Consider the following 20,071-nt stretch of genomic DNA (forward strand, 5'->3'; position numbering starts at 1 on the left):
GTCTTCCACAGGCTCAGCTACGTCCCAGGAAGTCCATGCCCCGCACTGAACCCGCCGAGCCCGTCGAGGAGCGCATCCAGGACATCGACCTGTCCAATGAGATGCAGGGTTCGTTCCTCGAGTACGCCTACTCGGTGATCTACTCCCGCGCACTGCCCGATGCTCGCGACGGTCTGAAGCCCGTTCAGCGACGCATCCTCTACCAGATGGCGGAGATGGGCCTGCGGCCGGAGCGCGGACACGTCAAGAGCGCCCGCGTCGTCGGCGAGGTCATGGGCAAGCTCCATCCGCACGGCGACTCGGCGATCTACGACGCCCTCGTGCGGCTGTCGCAGGACTTCGCCCTGCGCGTCCCGCTCGTGGACGGCCACGGCAACTTCGGCTCCCTCGACGACGGCCCAGCCGCGTCCCGGTACACCGAGGCTCGGCTCGCTCCGCCCTCGCTCGCCCTGACCGAGAGCCTCGATGAGGACGTCGTCGACTTCGTCCCCAACTACGACGGCCAGTTCCAGCAGCCCTCCGTGCTGCCGGCGGCCTTCCCGAACCTGCTCGTGAACGGTGCGAGCGGGATCGCGGTCGGCATGGCGACGAACATGGCCCCGCACAACCTCATCGAGGTCGTCGCCGCCGCGACGCACCTGCTCGAGAATCCGGACGCCACGGTCGAGCAACTCATGGAGTACGTCCCCGGCCCGGACTTCCCGTCCGGCGGGATCCTCATGGGTCTCGACGGCGTCCGTGACGCCTACACCAACGGCCGCGGCGCCCTACGGGTGCGCGGCAAGGTGTCCGTCGAACCGCTCGGTCCCCGCCGGACCGGCATCATCGTCACCGAGCTGCCGTACATGGTGGGCCCGGAGCGACTGATCGAGAAGATCAGGGATGCCGTGCAGGCGAAGAAGCTGCAGGGCATCAGCGACGTCAACGACCTCACCGACCGCGCGCACGGCCTCCGTGTCGCGATCGGCATCAAGACGGGCTTCGATCCGAACGCCGTGCTCGAGCAGCTGTACCGCCTGACCCCGCTCGAGGACTCGTTCAGCATCAACAACGTCGCCCTCGTGGACGGCCAGCCGCGCACGCTCGGCCTCAAGGAGATGCTCAGCGTCTACGTCGGGCACCGCCTCGAGGTGGTCACACGCCGCAGCCGCTTCCGTCTCGCCCGTCGGGAGGAGCGTCTCCACCTCGTCGAGGGGCTGCTCGTCGCGATCCTCGACATCGACGAGGTCATTCAGGTCATCCGCTCCTCGGACGACTCGGAACAGGCGCGCGGACGCCTTCGCCAGGTCTTCGATCTCTCGGACGCGCAGGCCGAATACATCCTCGAGTTGCGTCTTCGCCGCCTCACCAAGTTCTCCCGCATCGAGCTCGAGGCGGAGCGCGAAAAGTTGCTCGCCGAGATCGCCGAGCTGCGCGAACTGCTCGGCAGCGAACAGCTTCTGCGCGCACAGGTCGCCTCCGAGCTGGACGCCGTCGCCGAGGCGTACGGCACTCCGCGTCGCACCCTGCTCCTCAACGCCTCGCCGCCCAAGCCCCGCAGCTCGAAGGCGCCGGTGGACCTCCAGATCGCCGACAGCCCCACGGTCGTCGTGCTCTCCACGACCGGGAAGGCGGTCCGAGTCGACCTCGCTGACGGACAGCTGCTGCAGCGCGCACCACGACGCAGCAAGCACGATGCCGTCCTGGCATCGCTGACCACCACCACGCGCAGCGAGATCGGCGCGGTGACCACGGCGGGCCGTGTCCTTCGGTTCTCCCCGGTGGATCTTCCATCGGTGCCGTCATCCTCCGTCCACCTCTCCGCCGGTGTGGCTCTGCGCGATTACATCGGGCTGCTCGACAAGAGCGAACGCGTCGTCGCCCTGATCCGCTTCGACGACGACACGCCACTCGCGCTGGGCACCCGTGGCGGCGTCGTCAAGCGCGTCGTCCCGTCGGCGTTGCCCGTGCGTCCGGAGACCGAGGTCATCGGCCTGAAGGCCGGCGACGCCGTCGTCGGCGCGGCAAGTGCTCCGGACGACGCCGAGCTCGTCTTCGTCACCTCTGACGCCCAGTTGCTGCACTACCCGGCATCCGCCGTCCGCCCGCAGGGTGGTCCGGCAGGCGGTATGGCCGGCGTGAAGGTCTCCACGAAGGCCGAGGTCGTCGCCTTCGCCGTGGTCACCGCACCGGAGGACGCGATCGTGGTCACCGTGTCCGGAGCGGATGGCACCATCGCTGGTACGGATGCCGGCCGCGCGAAGGCATCGATGTTCACGGAGTTCCCCTCCAAGGGACGGGCGACCGGCGGTGTCCGGGCCCACTCGTTCCTCAAGGGCGAGGACCGGCTGCGTCTGGCGTGGGTCGGTCCGCAGGTCGCGGTCGCCGTCGGCACGGACGGCTCGGCACGGACACTTCCGGAACCGGTCTCCAAGCGGGATGCCTCGGGACAGGTCCTGGACGCCGTCATCGGCTCCGTCGGTACCGTCCTCGGCGCCTGACATCCGCGCACCGGCGCGCTCGAGGCTGCGCCTCACCGCCGCCGAGCTCGCACGGCGACGCCGGACGGCCCCGCGGCGCGGGTGGCGTCAGGCGTCGATGGACTCGCGCGAGAGCTGGTCGGACGACTCGACGATGAACTCGCGGCGAGGGGCGACCTCATTGCCCATGAGGAGCTCGAAGACGCGACCGGCGGCCTCGGCATCCTCCATCCGCACGCGGCGGAGAAGACGACCCGACTTGTCCATCGTCGTGTTCGCGAGCTGATCCGCGTCCATCTCGCCGAGACCTTTGTACCGCTGGATCGGTTCGTGCCAGCGCTTGTTCTGCTTGCGCAGCTTGGCCAGCAGGGTGTGGAGCTCCTGCTCGGAGTACGTGTAGATCGTCTCGTTCGGCTTCGAGCCCGGATTGATGACGATGACGCGATGCAGCGGCGGTACGGCCGCGAACACGCGTCCCTCTTCGATGAGCGGCCGCATGTACCGGAAGAACAGCGTGAGCAGCAGCGTCCGGATGTGCGCGCCGTCGACGTCGGCGTCGCTCATGAGGATGATCTTGCCGTAGCGTGCCTGGTCGATGTCGAACGTGCGCCCCGAACCCGCACCGATCACCTGGATGATCGCCGCGCATTCGGCGTTGGACAGCATGTCGCCGATGGAGGCGCGCTGGACGTTGAGGATCTTGCCCCGGATGGGCAGCAGAGCCTGGAACTCACTGTTGCGGGCACGGCGCGCCGTACCAAGAGCCGAGTCCCCCTCGACGATGAACAGCTCGCTGCGGGTGACGTCGTTGGATCGGCAGTCGACGAGCTTCGCCGGCAGGGACGACGACTCCAGTGCGTTCTTGCGGCGCTGGGTCTCCTTGTGCGCACGGGCGGACACGCGCGCCTTCATCTCCGAGACGACCTTGTCCAGGAGCTGGCTGGCCTGGTTCTTGTCGTCGCGCTTGGTGGAGGAGAACCGGGCGCCGAGCTCCTTGCGGAGCACCTGAGCGACGATCTGTCGGACGGCCGGAGTGCCGAGGACCTCCTTGGTCTGGCCCTCGAACTGCGGCTCCGGCACTTCGACCGTGAGCACCGCGGTGAGGCCGGCGAGGACGTCGTCCTTCTCCACCTTGTCGTTTCCGACCTTCAGCCGGCGGGCGTTCTGCTCGACCTGCGCTCGCAGGACCTTCAGCAACTCCTGCTCGAAGCCCTGCTGGTGCGTGCCGCCCTTGGGAGTCGCGATGATGTTGACGAACGACCGCGTGACGGTGTCGTACCCGGTACCCCATCGCATGGCGAGATCGACCCGGCACTCCCGCTCGACCTCCGTGGAGGCCATGTGTCCGTCCGGCTGCAGGACGGGCACGGTCTCCTTGAACGTGCCCGACCCCTGGATCCGCCAGGTGTCGGTGATCGGCGGATCGACCGCGAGGTAGTCGACGAACTCCGAGATCCCACCCTCGTAGTGGAACGAGGTCTCCTTGACCTCCTCCTCGCGTTCGTCCCGGATCACCAGTTCGAGGCCGGGGACGAGGAACGCCGTCTGACGCGCGCGCATCTCGAGCTCGCCGACCTTGAACTCGGCATCCTTCGTGAAGATCTGACGGTCGGCCCAGTAGCGCACGCGCGTTCCCGTGACGCCTCGAGGAGCCTTGCCGATGACCCGCAACTCGCTGCTCTTCTCGAACGGCGTGAACTTCGCATCCGGTCGCTTCTCGCCGGAATCCGCGAAGATCCCCGGCTCGCCGCGGTGGAACGACATCGCGTAGGTCTTGCCGCCGCGGTCGACCTCGACGTCGAGCCGCTCGGAGAGCGCGTTGACGACGGAGGCGCCGACGCCGTGGAGGCCACCGGATGCGGCGTACGAACCCCCGCCGAACTTGCCGCCGGCGTGGAGTTTCGTGAAGACCACTTCGACACCCGTCAGGCCGGTGCGGGGCTCGACGTCGACGGGGATACCGCGTCCGCGGTCATGCACCTCGACGCTGCCATCGGGGTGGAGGATGGTCTCGATCCTGGTGCCGTTGCCGGCGACGGCCTCGTCGACGGCGTTGTCGATGATCTCCCAGAGGCAGTGCATGAGCCCGGGCGAACCGTTCGACCCGATGTACATGCCTGGTCGTTTACGGACTGCTTCGAGTCCTTCGAGCACCTGGAGATGATGGGCGGAATACTCGGCGGTCACAAGGATCAAGTCTATTCGCCGCCTCGCCACGAGGCCTGCAGACACTCCCCGATCGTGCCGCCCGGCCGCACGCGCGTACGCGCTGAGCGAAACACGCCGCCTTCCGGGTATGACTCACAGCAGACCGTGGTTGTATTGAGCACATTCGAAAACGGACGCCGATACCCGAGGAGGCACCGAGATGAACGCTACAACCGAACGTGACACCTCCATGGTCGAGTACCGCTTGACGGCGATGGACCGCTGTGACTCCTGTGGAGCGCAGGCGTACATCGCCGCAGAGGTCAACGGCTCCGAGCTGCTGTTCTGCGCACACCACGGACGCAAGTACGAAGAGAAGCTGCGCAGCATCGCCACGTCGTGGCACGACGAGACGGCTCGTCTCGTCGACGCCGTCTGACGCCGACCAGGACATCCCGAATCGCGATCCGCTGACTCAGCGGGTCGCGATTCTTCTGACCGCGGGTGTCAGTCTTGTCACGATCTCCTCGCCGACCGTGTCGATCCGCTCCGCCAGAGCCGTGGCGTCGGGCTCGCCGTGATCACCCGGGCCGAAGATGGTGACCGCATCGCCTCGCGAGGCGCCGCTCCACGCGTCGACCGTCATACGGGTGTCACCGATGGCGCGGATCGCTCGCGGCCCCGCTGGGGTGCCGACGGGCGCGCCGACGAGGTTCGACGGGAAGCCGTGCAGGGCCCCGATACCGACGTCGACGGTGTCCGCGCGTGCGTCGATCACAGGTGCGCTGAGCGTCGCGACCGGGCCGATCCCGGGGATCTCCGGGCCGTCGGCTGACCGGATGCCGTAGCAGAACGCTCCGATGCGGCACACGCTCGCCCGCAGCTCCGGACGCCACCATGACGCCGCGGATGCCGTGAGGTGCGTGTCGGCCGGGTCGATACCTGCCGCACGGAGCACTTCGAGTGCATGGCGGAACACACCGGCTGCCGCGTCGTCCTCGGCATCGCTGGCTTCGGCGAGGTGGCTCCAGAGCCCGACCACCCGGAGCAGTCCGGCGCGCTGAGCGCCATCGACCTCCGCGACGAACGCCGGCCAGCGCTCGGGGCGCACGCCGTTGCGGTGCAGACCCGTGTCGATCTTCAGGTGCACGGCAGCGGTGCGCTCCCGGTCCCGGGCGACGGCGAGCACACGGCGCAGGTAGTCCTCGTCTCCGATACCGAGCTCGAGGCCGGCGTCCAGCGCCCGCGCGATCTCCCCATCGGTGGACGTCGCCCATGCGAACACACGGGCGTGCGGACGCCGCGCGCGCACACGCTCCCCCGTCTCGACGTCGAAGCTGCCGAAGCGGTCCAGCGCCGGATCCGCGGACAGTGCGTCCAGCACCCACTCGACGCCGTGGCCGTACGCATCGTCCTTCATCGCCAGCATGAGAACCGACGGCGCGATGCGGCGTCGCACCGCCGCGACGTTGCGCACGAGCCGTCCGGTGGAGAGCTCGAGGACCGGTGTCATCAGTCCGTCCATTCACGCACCGCCTTCGCACCGACGACCGCGACGAGTTCCGTCGCCCGCAGGCCGGTCACCTGCGTCCACGTCTGCAGCTCGTCGACGGCGGGGCCGGCGCCGAAGTACACGACCTCGCCGCCGAGTCCGCCGGCGGCATCCGTCGTCTGCAGATCGATCACGCACACGTCCATCGCGACCCGTCCCACGATGGGCCTCAGCTGCGCGCCGACGGCCACCTGCGCGTGGTTGCCCAACGCGCGCACGATGCCCTGCGCGTACCCACCGGTGACGAGCGCGATGGTGGTGTCGTGTTCTGCCGTGAAGGTGTATCCGTAGGAGACCGACTCGCCTGCGCGCAGTGGCTTGTGCGACAGCATCCGCCCCGTGAGGGTCATCGCGGGGCGACGGCCCGAGCCCGGCAGCCCGTACAGCATCGCGCTGTCGATGTCCGGCTCCGCATCGGTCAGTACCTCGACGCCGTCTTCGGCGAGAGAGGCCGCGAGCTGCGGGTCCTCCACGACGATGCGGCGGATGCCCGCATCGCGAACCGCGAGAGCCGTCTGCCGAACACCGTGGCCGAACGCGTCAGCACGCAGGTCGGCGGTCTCGCCTCCGGCCTCGGCCGCGACGCGTGCCGATTCGCGCAGCGCACTCAGCGAGATCACCGCGCGCGGAAGACTGCCGGACGCGGTCACTTCCTGCTGGCCTCGATCACCGGACGGTGCCGCGCTCGGCTGCCGGTACGGATGCCGGTCGCACTGACCCGCGTCTCATACAGGCCGGGCGTCCAGTTGCCCTCGATGAGCACGGGTCCGTCGGGCGTGACGGCGACGTCCCAGCCCACGTACGGCACGGTGGGGACCTCCTGAGCCGCGCGGGTGACGAGGTCGACGACCTGATCCCACATCGGCACCTCGAAGTCGACGATCGAGCGTCCGGAGTCGGGGTGCGTCTCGTAGCGGGACTTGTGCTTCCCGGTGTGGCCGGGACCGAACGACTTGCCGCTCTCGTCGATCATGGTGAAGAAGCCGCCCCAGGTGAACTGGTCGCTCACCGCTCCACGGCCGAACTTCTGGGCCGCCATCAGCACGTGGACCTTCTCGCCGTCGAAGAAGGTCGCCACGCGCGTGGTGTTGACCGTCCCCTCGCAGTACTCGGCGAGGTACGGGTGCTGGACGATGCGCTGCTCGATGAGGCGCTGCCCCTTGTCGCGGAGCTCGTCGCGGAACGCGTTCCAATCCGTGACCTCTGCGGCGTCGTACCGGAAGACGCCCTTGCCCTCTCGCCCGACCGGGGTCTTGGCGATGAACACCGGATTCTTCTCGGCGAACGCGCGGAAGCCGTCGGCATCCACCTCGTCGAGGTCGATCCAGTCGCGCCCGAGGTACTCGGAGAAGCGCCTGTTGAAGGTGAGCTTGTTCTCAAACTGCAGCACGTCCGTGCGGTCATTCAGCGCCTGCGCCACGTGATGCTGGACGAGCGAGGTCATGAACGTCTTCCGCTCCGCCTTGGTCAACAGCGCGAAGTCCGCCTCGTAGTAGTCGATGTAGGCCGTGTCGTGGAAGGCGGCCCACACGAGCATGTCGACGAAGATGCGCGGGGCCCACTTGTCCTGCTCCTTCGCGATCTGGGTGGCGAACGACCACACCCTGCCGACGTCGAACGATCGCAGTCGCTTCAGGATGTATTTCAGGCGCGCTGTGAGCGCGACGTCTCGAGACAAAACGACCCTTTCGAGATGGACGGTCCGACATCCCATCGTAGTCACTCCGCCCGTCGGGGCCCTGGGACCGCAGCGTGTTAGCCTGGCCTGGTGGACCAGAAGCGCTTACGCGTTCGGTATCTCTTCGACCGGGCACGGCGACTGAATCCGACGCAGTTGATTGAACTCGCCCGTCAGGTCAAGCGGGTCTCGAAGGCACCTCTCCCCGTGATCATCGGAGACATGCTGTGGTGCTCCGTCCGCTACGAGATGGGGTTCCGCGACTACGTCGTGTGGGACATCCGCATCCTGAAGGCGCGCGAACGTGCCACGTGGATGACGCATCCCAAGGCGTTCCGTCTGAACAAGACGCTCAACGGCCCGGATTCGAAGGTCATCCTCGGCGACAAGGCCCGCTTCCTCACCGACTTCGCCGATCTCGTGCGGCGGGAGTGGCTCGACGCCGCTGCCGTCTCCGACGACGAGCTCGCCGCGTTCCTCGGTCGGCACGCTCGTGTGATCGCCAAGCCGGCTGCCGGTGAAGGCGGCGCGGGGATCGCGATCTTCGACACCGCCGACATCTCCGACGTCGCAGCCTGGCGCGCCGAGCGCATCGAGAAGGACCAGACGCTTCTCGAGCAGGTGCTCACCCAGCACGACGATCTCAACGCCGTGTACCCGGACAGTGTCAACACCGTGCGCATGATCACGTACCGCGACCCGCAGGGCGAGCTGCACGTCATCGCATCCGTGCTGCGCATCGGAAACGGCGCCGTGATCGACAACTTCGCCTCCGGCGGGATGTTCACGATGCTCGATGACGACGGCGTCGCTCTGTATCCGGGCGTCGACAAGCAGTCGAACATCTACCGGGAGCACCCCGTCACCGGCACGACGATCGCGGGCACCCGGGTGCCGTTCTACCCGGAAGTCGTCTCGATGATCGCCGAGGCGGCGAAGCTCCTCCCCACGGTGCCGTACGTCGGTTGGGACATCGCGATCACACCGGAGGGCCCTGCCCTCATCGAGGCGAACCACAACTCCAGCGTGTTCCAGATGAAGCCGTCGGCGTCCGGGATCCGCACCGGCCTGCTGTACCGCTACCGCGACGCCATCGGCGCCGACATCGTCGACAACCGACGCTGAGTCTCTGTCGCGGGAGACGGCTTCGACTCGTCGCTGCGCTCCTCGCTCAGCCCCTTTCGTCTGCGGGCTCCGCCCTCCGCTCAACGCCCCGCATATCCCCCACCGCGGGACGTTGAGCGAGCGCAGCGAGACGAAACGGGGTGAGCGAGCGGACGCCCACATCGCGGGACGTTGAGCGAGCGCAGCGAGACGAAACGGGGTGAGCGAGCCGCAGGCGAGTCGAAGCCGGCCTCAACCCCGGCGACGGCGGACCGTGTCCATCGCGACCTTGAGCTCGGGAGCACGGAACACGAACAGCAGCAGCAGGTAGACGGCGCCCGCGACGGCAGCGATCACCGCGGCGCCGAGCGCACCCCAGAGCTTGTCCTGGAGCATCCAGCCGTCCGCTCCCCCGCTCAGCAGGTACACACCGTAACCGGCGGCGCCGGCCGGGAGCGCCATGATGATGAACCTCACAAGGGCAGCCCAGGTGCTGCCGAGCCCGAGCGGTCCGATCTTCCGGCGCAGCAGGATCGTGGCGAGCACCGTCTGCACGATTCCCGCACACGCCTGCACCAGGGCCACCGACGCCGCACGCCATTCGACCGGCACCGAGAACGCCACCACGAGTGTGAACACGAGGACCAGTGAGGCCTGGACCACGGTGAAGAAGAACGGCGTTCGTGCGTCGCCATACGCGTAGAACGTGCGCTGCACGATGAAGAGCACCGCCATGGGCAGCAGACTGACCAGGAACGCGAGCAGCACCGGAGCGATCAGTGTCGCCTCCAGCGCCCCGTTGCTGAAGACGCGCGACGCGGGGACGGCGGCGGCGGCCACGGCAGCGGTGGCGATCACGACGAACAATCCCAGCACGCGGATCGACTGCGCGATGTCCCCGCGCAGTTCGGCGTCGCGCTTGGCTGCAGCGTGCTCGCTGATCCGTGTGAAGTACGGTGTCCCGATCGCGAGGATGATCATCGAGTAGGGGACCATGTACACGAGCCAGGCGTTCTGCGATGCGAACACCGACGGATGATCGCCCGATGCGACCGAGAGCGTCTGCGTCTGTACGATGCCGACGGCCTGACCGATGAGGGTGGTCAGCAACGTCCACTTGGCCAGCGTACGCATGTGGCCCAGGCCCATCCCCCGCCAGCGGAAGTCGAACCGGAGCGGGATGCCCGCCCGGCGCCAGAAGAACACCAGCACCACCGTCTGCCCGACGATCCCGAGCGTCGCGGTCCCCGCGAGCACGGCGACCATGAGCGGGTTCCATTCGGCGACGTCGGTGAGGTTCGAGCCGAACAGCATCATGAAGACGAGGAAACCCGCGATCGACACGATGTTGTTGACGATCGGCGCCCAGGCGTAAGGGGCGAAGATCCGGCGGGCGTTGAGGATCTCGCCCAGCAGCGCGAACATGCCGTAGAAGAACAGCTGCGGGATGCACCAGTAGGCGAACTGCGTCGCCAGCGCGTGCTGCTCCGGGGAGTACCCCGCGGAGGCGTACAGGCTGACGAGCAGAGGTGCACAGAAGAACGCCACGACGGTGATGCCGCCCACGAGAACGGCTCCGAGTGTGAGCAGCTTCGCGAGGAAGGCGTGTCCGCTGTCCTTCTGTGCCGTGGCGCGGACGACCTGCGGCACGATGACTCCGGTGAGCACACCCGCCGAGATCACCTGGTAGATGCTGTTGGGCAGCATGTTGGCGGTCGCGAAGGCGTCGCCGGCCTGACCGATCGCGCCGACGGCGGAGATCAGCACGACCGTGCGCAGCAACCCCGTGATGCGGGACGTGAGCGTACCCGCTGCGATCATTGCGCTGGCGCGACCGAGTCCCATACCTGGTGCTTTCCCTCCGCGTCCGTCGTCCGCGATCCGCGTCGGACGGAGCGATCTCAGACGGTGCGGATGATGCCCATCGGCGTGGACTCGCGTCCCTGGCCGAGGGGGTTGTCCTTGAGGATGCGCAGCAGGCGCTGCTCGCCGGCCTTGTCGAGGGTCGACCCGAGGATGTTCCCGCCGAGGTCGTTGATGTCCACGACGGCGACGTCGGCGGTACCGCCGATGAGTGCCTTGACGTGCGCGGCGACCTGGCGCGGGTTCTTCGGACCGAGCACGACCGCCTCGTTGTAGGGAGGGATGGTGTGCTTGGTCGGACCGTCGATCGCGCGGGCCTTGTCACCGGCGATGCGGTAGAAGTCGCCCTTACGTCCGAAGGCCTTCGTCACCGCCGAGACGGCGGCCGCGAACAGGATGCGCGGAGTACCGCATTCGCGAAGGGCCATCTCCATCGTCTCGGGCATGCCGAGTCCGATGCCGTACGGCGTGCGCGTGACGTACTTCGACAGGAACAAGGCGAGCTTGCGCGGCGTGATCTCGTCGAGTCGGTAGGAACGCCCCTGCGTGATCGCCACGATCTTCTCCGTGACGAACAGCAGGTCCCCCGGCTGCACGGCCTCGGCCGCATACTCGGTGATGATGGCGTCGAGGTCGTCCTCGGGCATCACGACACGGGTGCGCAACGGGATACGGGCGTAGTTGCGACCGTCGACGCTCGTCTCGAGCGCCTTGCCCTCGTTCGCCTGCATCACTCGAGGTAGTCCCGCAGCGACTGCGAGCGGCTCGGGTGGCGCAGCTTGGCCATGGTCTTGGACTCGATCTGGCGGATGCGCTCACGCGTGACACCGAAGGTGTCGCCGATCTGGTCGAGCGTCTTGGGCTGTCCGTCGCCGAGACCGAAGCGCATGCGGATCACTCCCGCTTCGCGCTCGGAGAGCGAGTCCAGCAGCTGCTCGAGCTGACGCTGGAGCATCGTGAATCCGACGGCGTCCGCCGGGACGACGGCCTCGGTGTCCTCGATGAGGTCACCGAATTCGCTGTCGCCGTCCTCACCGAGAGGTGTGTGCAGCGAGATCGGCTCGCGGCCGTACTTCTGCACCTCGACGACCTTCTCCGGCGTCATGTCCAGCTCGCGGCTGAGCTCTTCCGGAGTGGGTTCGCGCCCGAGGTCCTGGAGCATCTGACGCTGCACGCGGGCGAGCTTGTTGATGACCTCGACCATGTGGACGGGGATACGGATCGTACGGGCCTGGTCGGCCATGGCACGCGTGATCGCCTGCCGGATCCACCAGGTGGCGTAGGTCGAGAACTTGAAGCCCTTGGTGTAGTCGAACTTCTCGACCGCACGGATCAGGCCGAGGTTGCCCTCCTGGATCAGGTCGAGGAACTGCATTCCGCGGCCCGTGTAGCGCTTCGCGAGGGAGACGACCAGACGAAGGTTAGCGCCGAGCAGGTGGCTCTTCGCACGCTGTCCGTCACGGGCGACCCACTGCAGGTCGAGTCCGAGCTGGCTCGTCTTCTCGGCCGCCGACATGTTCGACAGCTTCTCCTCGGCGAACAGACCGGCCTCGATGCGCATCGCGAGCTCGACCTCTTCGGCCGCGTTCAGCAGGGCGACCTTACCGATCTGCTTGAGGTAATCCTTGACGGGGTCGGCCGTCGCGCCGGTGATCTGCGTCGAGTAGACGGGGACATCGTCCTCGTCCTTCGTCGTCAGGACGATGGCGCCGGTGGGAAGCGGCTCGGTGAACACCGGCTTCTTCTCTTCCTCTTCGGCCTCCTCGGCCACGGGCTCGCCGCCGTCCTCGACGACGTCGTCCTCGTCGGCCTTCTTGCGCTTGGCCGGCGCCTTCTTGGCGGCGGCCTTCTTGGCAGCAGGCTTCTTCGCCGCCGGCTTCTTCGCGGCAGCGGTGTCTTCGACCTCGACGGCTTCGGCGTCGGGGTCGGTCTTCTTCGTCCGGGTGTTCTTGGTCGCGGCAGGAGTCACGTTTCGCCTTTCACGGGGCGGCGCGACCACCCCGGGACATTTCGGACACTAGTAAGACCCTTGTCAAGTCCTGAGCCTGGGCACGGGACATTGACAACGGGTCGGATTACCAGTATCGCACACGATTGCGCAAGGGGTCGCATCCGCAGGGAAGTCGTTTCAGGAGCGTGATCTCTTGTCGTCGTCCCCCGGCGGGCGGGTGGCGAGGTAGCGCTCGAGTTCCGCGGCGAGTTCATCGGCGCTCGGCAGATCGCGCTCGTCGAAACCGCCCTCGTCGTACGGATCCATGTCGTCAGGATCGCGGCCGGCCATATAGGCGTCGTACCTGTTCTCGAGCGTCTGCACCATCTGGCGGAGCTCATCATTGCCCTGCACCTGGTCGTCGACCTTGGTGAGGTACTCCTCGCGCGCCGCCCGGAGTTCGTCGAGGCCGAGGACGATCCCCGTCGCCCCCATGACGCGATCCGCCGCCGTGATGACCGCTTCCGGGTACTCCGTCTCTGCCAGGTAATGAGGCACGAGCAGGACGAAGCCCACCACGCGATCGCCGCGCTCCGCGAACCGGTACTCGAGCAGGTGCCCCGCAGTACCGGGAACCTGCGTGCGCGGCCGCCAGACGGAGAGGCTCGCCGTGATCTCCTTGCGGTTGCCACTCACCGTCGTACTGATCGGCCGGGTGTGCGGCACAGGCATCGCGATGGCGTGCACCCAGGTCACACCGGACACGCCGAACTCCTCGGCGAAGTCGAGGACGCTCTGCGAGAAGGCGTTCCAGGCGAAGTCCGGCTCGTACCCCGACAGGAGGAGGAACTGCTGCCCGAGGGCATCGTGCGCGATGGACAGCTCGAGCCGCGCCGGCCGCATCTCCGTGAGGTGGTCCTGTTCGAAGACGAACAGAGGGCGGCGTGCGCGATAGTCCAACAGCAGATCGTTGTCGTAGACGGCGACCGGCTGCGGGTCGGAGACATCGCGCAGATGATCGATGAGACCGGAGACGGCGCTTCCGGCATCCGTGAATCCTGTCAGCAGGATGACCAGCGGCAGACCCTGCGGGACGGCGGGTGCATTCGCGACACGTTCGTACAGCTCTCCGGAGACGGGCATGTCTCCATGCTACGAGCCCCGCGGTGCACCGGGGGCGCCGCGGTCATGCTCACAGCGAACAAGGTTCGGGCGCCCAGGGGGTCCGGTGCCTAGGATGGATGCATGACGCTTCCTGCGCTCTCGCACACCGCCGAACCATTTCCCGGAAGCGCTGCCGACGCCGCAGTGCTCATCGTCCCCGAACTCGAGGCGTTCCCCGATTCTCTGGAGCCCTATCCGGGCCTGAAGGACGTGTTGACGGCGATCGGATTCACCGGTGGCGCATCATCCTTCGCCCGGGTGCACGCCCCTGAGATCACCTCCCTGCCCTTCGCGGTCGTCGGTGCAGGCAAGGCCGCGGATGCCGCATCCGTCCGCGAGGCCGCGGGAACCGCCCTGCGATCGCTCACCGGATTCGACAGCGTCGCGCTGGCGATCGCCGGCCCGCTCGACGAGTTCGCCGCCGCGGCCGCCGAGGGTGCGGCGTACGGCGGCTACCGCTTCGAGGGCTACCGTTCGAAGGCCGGCAAGACCCGTGCGACGTCCGTGACGCTGCACAGCTCCCACGTGTCCGATGAGCAGATCGAGCGGGCGCGCGTGCTCGGCGAGGCCCTCGCGCTGGTGAAGGACCTCGTGTCCGTTCCCGCGGAATGGCAGAGCCCCGCCGGCCTGGCCCAGAGCGCGGTGGATGCCGTGGCCGACCTCGATGTCTCCGTCGAGGTGCTCGATGAGAAGGCCCTCGCCGACCAGGGCTTCGGCGGCGTCCTCGGTGTCGCCCAGGGCTCGGCCCGTCCGCCGCGCGTCGTCCGGCTCGACTACGCGCCGGCGGAAGCCGTCTCCCACATCGCCCTCGTGGGCAAGGGCATCACGTTCGACACCGGTGGCCTCTCACTCAAGCCCGCGGCATCCATGGTGGGCATGAAGTTCGACATGGCCGGGTCGGCGACGGTTCTCGCGACCCTGCGCGCCATCGCCGCGCTCCGTCTGCCCGTCCGTGTCACGGCGTGGATGTGCATCACCGACAACATGCCCTCCGGCAGCGCCACCCGCCCCGGCGACGTTCTGCGCATGCTGGACGGTCAGACCGTCGAGGTCCTCAACACGGATGCCGAGGGGCGCCTGGTCCTCGCCGACGGACTCGTCGCGGCCAGCCGTGAGAAGCCGGACGTGATCTTCGACGTGGCAACTCTCACCGGCGCGATCCTCGTCGCCCTCGGGCACCGGCACACCGGTGTGATGGGCGAGGACGAGGCCGTCGCCGAGTACCTCACCGCGGCCGAGACCGCCGATGAGCTCGCGTGGCCGCTTCCGCTTCCGGAATACATGGAGGACTCTCTCGACTCCCCCATCGCTGACATGATCAACGCCAACATGGGTGATCGTGCCGGCGGGTCGATGTTCGCCGGGCTCTTCCTGCAGCGATTCGTCGGCCGTACCGCCGGAGACGATTCGCCGCGCATCCCCTGGGTGCACCTGGACATCGCCGGCTCGTCCGAGAACGGCAGCGCGCCGTACGGGTTCACCGACAAGGGCGCCACGGGGGCGACGGTACGTTCCCTCGTCGCGTTCGCCGAAGCACGCGCCGAGGAGGCCCGATGACCACGCACACCTTCGACGTCGTCGTCCTCGGAGGTGGCAGTGGAGGCTACGCGGCAGCGCTGCGCGCCGCGGAGCTCGGCAAGACCGTCGCCCTGATCGAGAAGGACAAGGTCGGCGGCACCTGCCTGCACCGCGGCTGCATCCCGACGAAGGCCCTCCTGCACGCGGCGGAGGTCGCCGACCACGTGCGAGATGCGGCGGACGTCGGTGTGGGCGCGACGTTCGAGGGGATCGACCCTTCCGGTGTGACGGCGTACCGGGAGAACATCGTCGCGAAGAAGTACAAGGGCCTCGAGGGCCTCGTCAAGGCGCGGGGCATCACCACCGTCGCGGGGACGGGTCGCCTCAACGCGGACCGCACCGTGTCCGTGGGAGACGATGTGTACGCCGGCACCGACGTCGTGCTCGCGACAGGGTCGTACAGCCGCACCCTCCCGGGGCTCGAGATCGGCGGTCGCATCCTCACCAGTGAGCAGGCTCTCGCACTCGACGTCGTCCCTGAGCGCGTCCTCGTGCTCGGCGGCGGCGTGATCGGTGTGGAGTTCGCCAGCGTCTGGCGTTCGTTCGGCGCCGAAGTGACGATCATCGAGGCACTTCCGCATCTCGTCCCCAACGAGGATGAGACCCTCAGCAAGGGACTGGAGCGGGCGTTCCGTCGTCGCGGCATCCAGTACTCCCTCGGAACGCGCTTCCAATCGGCCGCGCAGGACGATGCCGGCGTCACGGTGACGCTCGAGGACGGCAAGACGTTCACGGGCGACTATCTCCTCGTCGCCGTCGGGCGCGGCCCCGTCACCGCCGATCTCGGCTTCGAGGAGGCCGGGATCACCCTCGATCGCGGGTTCGTGACCGTCGACGACGAGTTGCGCACCGGCGTCCCCCATGTCTGGGCCGTCGGCGACATCGTGCCGGGACTGCAGCTCGCCCACCGCGGGTTCCTGCAGGGCATCGCCGTCGCAGAGCGCATCGCGGGCCTCTCCCCCGCTCCGGTCCCCGAATCCCAGATCCCCAAGATCACCTACAGCAACCCTGAGGTCGCCTCCGTCGGGGTGTCGGAGGCCGCGGCCGTCGACTCCCACGGCGCCGATGCCGTCGTCTCCTACGAGTACAGCCTGGCGGGCAACGGCAAGAGCGAGATCATCGGCACGACCGGCGTCGTCAAGGTCGTCCGGCTGAAGGATGGGCCCGTCATCGGCGTGCACCTGCTCGGCGATCGGGTCGGCGAGCTGATCACCGAGGGGCAGTTCGCCGTGGCATGGGAGGCGCACCCGGAAGACATCGCGCCGCTCATCCACGCCCACCCCACCCAGAGCGAGGCACTCGGCGAGGCGTTCCTCGCCCTCGCCGGAAAACCCCTGCACGCCCTCTGAACACCAACCGGTGTTCAGTGTCACTAAGCTTGAACTGTCACACACATTCTTGAAGGAGACTCCGTCATGAGCACATCCGTGGTCCTCCCCGCTCTCGGTGAGAGCGTCACCGAGGGTACGGTCACCCGCTGGCTGAAGCAGGTCGGAGACACCGTTCAGGCGGACGAAGGCCTGCTCGAGATCTCGACCGACAAGGTCGACACCGAGATCCCGTCGCCGGTCAGCGGCGTCATCGAGGAGATCCTCGTGGCCGAGGACGAGACCGTCGAGGTGGGCGCGCTCCTGGCCCGTATCGGCGACGGCAGCGCCGCTGCCCCCGAGTCCGACGCTCCCGCCGCGGCAGAGCCCGCCGCCGAAGAGGCCCCCGAGGCCGCACCGGCCGAACAGGCTCCCGCCCAGGCCGAGGAGGCTCCCGCTGAGGAGACTCCCGCCGCATCGTCCGCGCCCGCAGCGTCCGGTGACGCCACCGAGGTGCGTCTGCCGGAGCTCGGCGAGAGCGTCACCGAAGGCACCGTCACCCGCTGGCTGAAGCAGGTCGGCGAGGACGTGGCCGTCGACGAGCCGCTGCTGGAGATCTCGACCGACAAGGTCGACACCGAGATCCCCTCGCCGGTCGCCGGCGTGCTGCAGGAGATCGTGGCCGGAGAGGACGAGACCGTCGAGGTCGGCGGAGTCCTCGCCCGCATCGGCTCGGGTGCCGCTCCGGCCGCCGAGCCCGCCGCGCCCGCTGAGCCCGAGGCAACGCCCGCAGAGGCCCCCGCGAAGACAGAGGCGCCGGCGCAGCCGGAGGCCACGACCGAAGCACCCGCCGCCCCCGCCGCACCGGCGAAGGAAGAGGCACCTGCGCAGGCGCAGGCTCCGGCCAAGGCCGAGGCTCCCGCCGCAGCCCCTGAGAGCGACGAGAAGAGCTCGCTCTACGTGACCCCGCTCGTGCGGCGCCTCGCATCCCAGCAGGGCGTCGATCTTTCGACCGTCACCGGTTCGGGTGTGGGAGGACGGATCCGCAAGGAAGACGTCCTGAAGGCTGCCGAGGCGAAGGATGCCGCTCCCGCAGCGGCCGCCGCTCCCAAGGCCGCTCCGCTGGAGGTCTCGCCGCTGCGCGGCACGACCCAGCAGATGTCCCGTCTGCGCAAGGTCGTCGCCAAGCGCGCCGTCGAGTCGATGCAGCAGACCGCACAGCTCACCACTGTCGTCGAGGTCGATGTGACCAACATCGCGACGTTCCGCGACAGCGTGAAGGTCGACTTCCAGAAGAAGACCGGCGACAAGCTGTCGTTCCTGCCGTTCTTCGCCCTGGCTGCCGCCGAGGCTCTCCGTGCCTTCCCGATCATCAACTCGACGGTCGAGGGCGAGAACATCGTCTACCCCGACTCCGAGAACGTCTCGATCGCGGTCGACACGGAGCGCGGCCTGCTCACCCCGGTGATGCGCGACGCCGCGTCGAAGAACCTCGCGGAGATCGCCCACGAGATCGCTGACCTCGCCGCGCGTGCCCGCGACAACAAGCTCAAGCCCGATGAGCTCGCCGGTGGAACGTTCACGCTGACCAACACGGGTTCGCGCGGTGCGCTGTTCGACACCCCTGTGGTGTTCCTGCCGCAGTCCGCGATCCTCGGAACCGGCGTCGTCGTGAAGCGTCCGGGAATCGTGAAGGTCGACGGCGCGGAGGCCATCGCGGTCCGCTCGTACGTGTACCTCGCTCTGTCGTACGATCACCGCATCATCGACGGTGCCGATGCCGCCCGCTTCCTCGGAGCGGTCAAGCAGCGCCTGGAGGCCGCGGAGTTCGCCGGAGACCTGGGCATCTGAGTCCAGCAGTCACCTAGCCTGGCTGGTGCGCGACGTCATACACGTCGCGCACCAGCCATTCGCTTTCCGGGCGTTCCAGCACGACCATCTGCTCCGGCTGCGCGAACTCGGCGTCGAGAGGGCTCAGCCTCATGACCGTGACGTCCCCGTAGTCGTCGACGAGGGACACCTCGCTTCCCTGCGCACCCTGGATGATGAGTCCGTCGGTCGGTGTGATCATCTCGGCGACGATCGCGTCGGGGCATGTCTCAGACCCATCGTGCACGCAGCCGGCGATCGCTTCGAGCAGACGCGGCAGCGCCGACACCGCGTCCTCCGTCGCTCCCGGGGACGGCTCCGGTGACTCCGACGGTTCGTCCGACGGCGCCGGTTCCGGAACGGTCGAAGAAGGAGCGACCTCCGACGGATCGCCGTCGACGATCGCCGAGTCGGCGCGCACGGCCCGCCCGGCGTCCACGGTCTGCGCGGCCTCCTCCGCATGGCCTTCCGGCCACATCAGACCGACGCCGAGGACGACGGCCGCCACCGTTGCAGCGAGCACGAGCGATCGACGGTGCGGATGCCGTACCGATCGCTCAGCCCCGATCGGGCCCGTGGGGCGGTCAGCCGCGCGCGTCCGAGCGAAACGTTCCAGCGAAGACCTCGCCCGTTCGCGCATGACGGTCATCGCCGCGAGCAGGCCCTCTCGAACGCCGCGTCGTTCAGTGCTGCGCGAACGCGGGCGGGAGACGCCCTCGGTGGGAACGCGCACCGTCTTGCGCGTCGCCACGCTCGCTGCACGCTCCGGCGCGAACACGTCGGTGCGCAGCGGACGCGGTGCGGCCGACGACAGCAGCTCGTGCTCCCACCTCGCGTCGTCGTCGCGGTGGTGACGAGGTTCACGCAGGGCGGCACCGATCTCCGTCAGGATCCTGGCCGTCGCGCGATCCGCCGCATGCGGGATGACGCGATCGATGAGGGCGGCGGTCCGTACACGCGCGGCGCCTCCGTCCTCACCGTGCACGAAGAGCGGCCGCCCGTCTCCGGTGAGCCACCAGTCGCCCTGCGCTGCGACGTCATCGCCGAGCTCGCCGACGCCCCGCAGCAGGCTCGCCACGAGAGTGGTGACCTCTCCCGGCGCAAGCAGGACGTCCGCCGTCCTGCGGCGACCGAGGAAGGCCTCCACGCGCTGCGTGCACCATGGCAGCAGCATGTCGTGCCCGTCGCTGCGACGACGGACATCCAGCACGCCGCACACGTGTTCGCAGCCGGAGTACCTCCACCCTCCCCAGCCCGCCAGATCCGCGGCATCCACACACACAGCCACGTCATCACCGTGACTCACCAGCGCACCGGTGAACGGACCATCGCCGCTCTCCACGGCACGGATGAGTCGGTGCGCGCCGGGAACGAGCACGCCGGGAGCCGTGGGAGTGTCGGTCGACGTCATGCACCCAG

Annotated in this window: 15 protein-coding genes; 6 read left to right on the forward strand and 9 right to left on the reverse strand. The window is 68.2% G+C overall.

Annotated features, from left to right (window positions below):
- The first annotated feature begins 35 nt into the window (after positions 1-35).
- A complete protein-coding gene (locus HD600_RS13665) occupies positions 36-2,480 on the forward strand; it encodes a DNA gyrase/topoisomerase IV subunit A (protein WP_184284299.1) in 2,445 nt (814 codons plus the stop codon).
- Positions 2,481-2,567: 87 nt separating this feature from the next.
- Here HD600_RS13665 and HD600_RS13670 read toward each other — a convergent pair whose 3' ends face one another.
- Positions 2,568-4,646 carry a DNA gyrase subunit B gene (locus HD600_RS13670; RefSeq protein ID WP_184284301.1) on the reverse strand — a complete coding sequence of 693 codons (2,079 nt, stop codon included), beginning with the start codon at positions 4,644-4,646 and terminating at the stop codon, positions 2,568-2,570.
- A gap of 181 nt (positions 4,647-4,827) precedes the next feature.
- Between HD600_RS13670 and HD600_RS13675 the strand changes: the two genes are divergently transcribed.
- Positions 4,828-5,046, forward strand: a complete 219-nt coding sequence (locus HD600_RS13675) for a DUF7455 domain-containing protein (RefSeq protein ID WP_144796215.1) — start codon at positions 4,828-4,830, stop codon at positions 5,044-5,046.
- A 36-nt stretch (positions 5,047-5,082) separates the two neighbouring features.
- Here the strand turns inward: HD600_RS13675 and HD600_RS13680 are convergent, their stop codons facing one another.
- The 3 genes from HD600_RS13680 to HD600_RS13690 are packed head-to-tail and all read right to left on the reverse strand — an operon-like array spanning position 5,083 to position 7,837.
- Positions 5,083-6,132: an alanine racemase gene (locus tag HD600_RS13680; RefSeq protein ID WP_241731685.1), complete on the reverse strand. Its 1,050-nt coding sequence runs from the start codon at positions 6,130-6,132 to the stop codon at positions 5,083-5,085.
- On the reverse strand, positions 6,120-6,809 hold the full coding sequence (locus tag HD600_RS13685; RefSeq protein ID WP_184284303.1) for an alanine racemase C-terminal domain-containing protein: 690 nt from the start codon (positions 6,807-6,809) through the stop codon (positions 6,120-6,122). The genes HD600_RS13680 and HD600_RS13685 overlap by 13 nt, the downstream gene beginning before the upstream one ends.
- Positions 6,806-7,837, reverse strand: coding sequence for a sugar-transfer associated ATP-grasp domain-containing protein (locus HD600_RS13690; RefSeq protein ID WP_241731686.1), 1,032 nt, complete (start codon positions 7,835-7,837; stop codon positions 6,806-6,808). The genes HD600_RS13685 and HD600_RS13690 overlap by 4 nt, the downstream gene beginning before the upstream one ends.
- A 90-nt stretch (positions 7,838-7,927) precedes the next feature.
- Between HD600_RS13690 and HD600_RS13695 the strand changes: the two genes are divergently transcribed.
- Positions 7,928-8,962, forward strand: coding sequence for a sugar-transfer associated ATP-grasp domain-containing protein (locus tag HD600_RS13695; protein WP_184284307.1), 1,035 nt, complete (start codon positions 7,928-7,930; stop codon positions 8,960-8,962).
- Between the two features lie 231 nt (positions 8,963-9,193).
- On the opposite strand, the gene murJ is transcribed toward HD600_RS13695, so the two are convergent.
- From murJ to HD600_RS13715, 4 genes are all read right to left on the reverse strand, one after another.
- Positions 9,194-10,786 carry a murein biosynthesis integral membrane protein MurJ gene (gene murJ / locus HD600_RS13700; RefSeq protein ID WP_144796218.1) on the reverse strand — a complete coding sequence of 531 codons (1,593 nt, stop codon included), beginning with the start codon at positions 10,784-10,786 and terminating at the stop codon, positions 9,194-9,196.
- A gap of 56 nt (positions 10,787-10,842) precedes the next feature.
- Positions 10,843-11,535, reverse strand: a complete 693-nt coding sequence (locus HD600_RS13705; protein WP_184284315.1) for a coenzyme F420-0:L-glutamate ligase — start codon at positions 11,533-11,535, stop codon at positions 10,843-10,845.
- Positions 11,535-12,773 carry an RNA polymerase sigma factor gene (locus HD600_RS13710; RefSeq protein ID WP_184284317.1) on the reverse strand — a complete coding sequence of 413 codons (1,239 nt, stop codon included), beginning with the start codon at positions 12,771-12,773 and terminating at the stop codon, positions 11,535-11,537. The genes HD600_RS13705 and HD600_RS13710 overlap by 1 nt, the downstream gene beginning before the upstream one ends.
- Before the next feature lie 159 nt (positions 12,774-12,932).
- The gene (locus HD600_RS13715; RefSeq protein ID WP_184284319.1) at positions 12,933-13,877 is read right to left on the reverse strand and encodes a proteasome assembly chaperone family protein; all 945 of its coding nucleotides are present in this window, start codon (positions 13,875-13,877) and stop codon (positions 12,933-12,935) included.
- A gap of 102 nt (positions 13,878-13,979) precedes the next feature.
- Here HD600_RS13715 and HD600_RS13720 point away from each other — a divergent pair, with 102 nt between their 5' ends.
- The 3 genes from HD600_RS13720 (at position 13,980) to sucB (ending at position 18,634) form a co-directional block, all read left to right on the forward strand.
- On the forward strand, positions 13,980-15,455 hold the full coding sequence (locus tag HD600_RS13720) for a leucyl aminopeptidase (RefSeq protein WP_184284321.1): 1,476 nt from the start codon (positions 13,980-13,982) through the stop codon (positions 15,453-15,455).
- The gene (gene lpdA, locus HD600_RS13725) at positions 15,452-16,825 is read left to right on the forward strand and encodes a dihydrolipoyl dehydrogenase (protein WP_184284323.1); all 1,374 of its coding nucleotides are present in this window, start codon (positions 15,452-15,454) and stop codon (positions 16,823-16,825) included. Before HD600_RS13720 ends, lpdA begins: the two co-directional genes overlap by 4 nt.
- A gap of 66 nt (positions 16,826-16,891) precedes the next feature.
- The gene (gene sucB, locus HD600_RS13730; protein WP_184284324.1) at positions 16,892-18,634 is read left to right on the forward strand and encodes a 2-oxoglutarate dehydrogenase, E2 component, dihydrolipoamide succinyltransferase; all 1,743 of its coding nucleotides are present in this window, start codon (positions 16,892-16,894) and stop codon (positions 18,632-18,634) included.
- Between the two features lie 13 nt (positions 18,635-18,647).
- Here sucB and HD600_RS13735 read toward each other — a convergent pair whose 3' ends face one another.
- Entirely contained in the window at positions 18,648-20,063 is a 1,416-nt protein-coding gene (locus HD600_RS13735; RefSeq protein WP_184284326.1) for a hypothetical protein, read from the reverse strand.
- Between the last annotated feature and the right edge of the window lie 8 nt (positions 20,064-20,071).

The sequence above is a fragment of the Microbacterium ginsengiterrae genome, from assembly GCF_014205075.1.
Classification (GTDB): Bacteria; Actinomycetota; Actinomycetes; order Actinomycetales; family Microbacteriaceae; genus Microbacterium; species Microbacterium ginsengiterrae.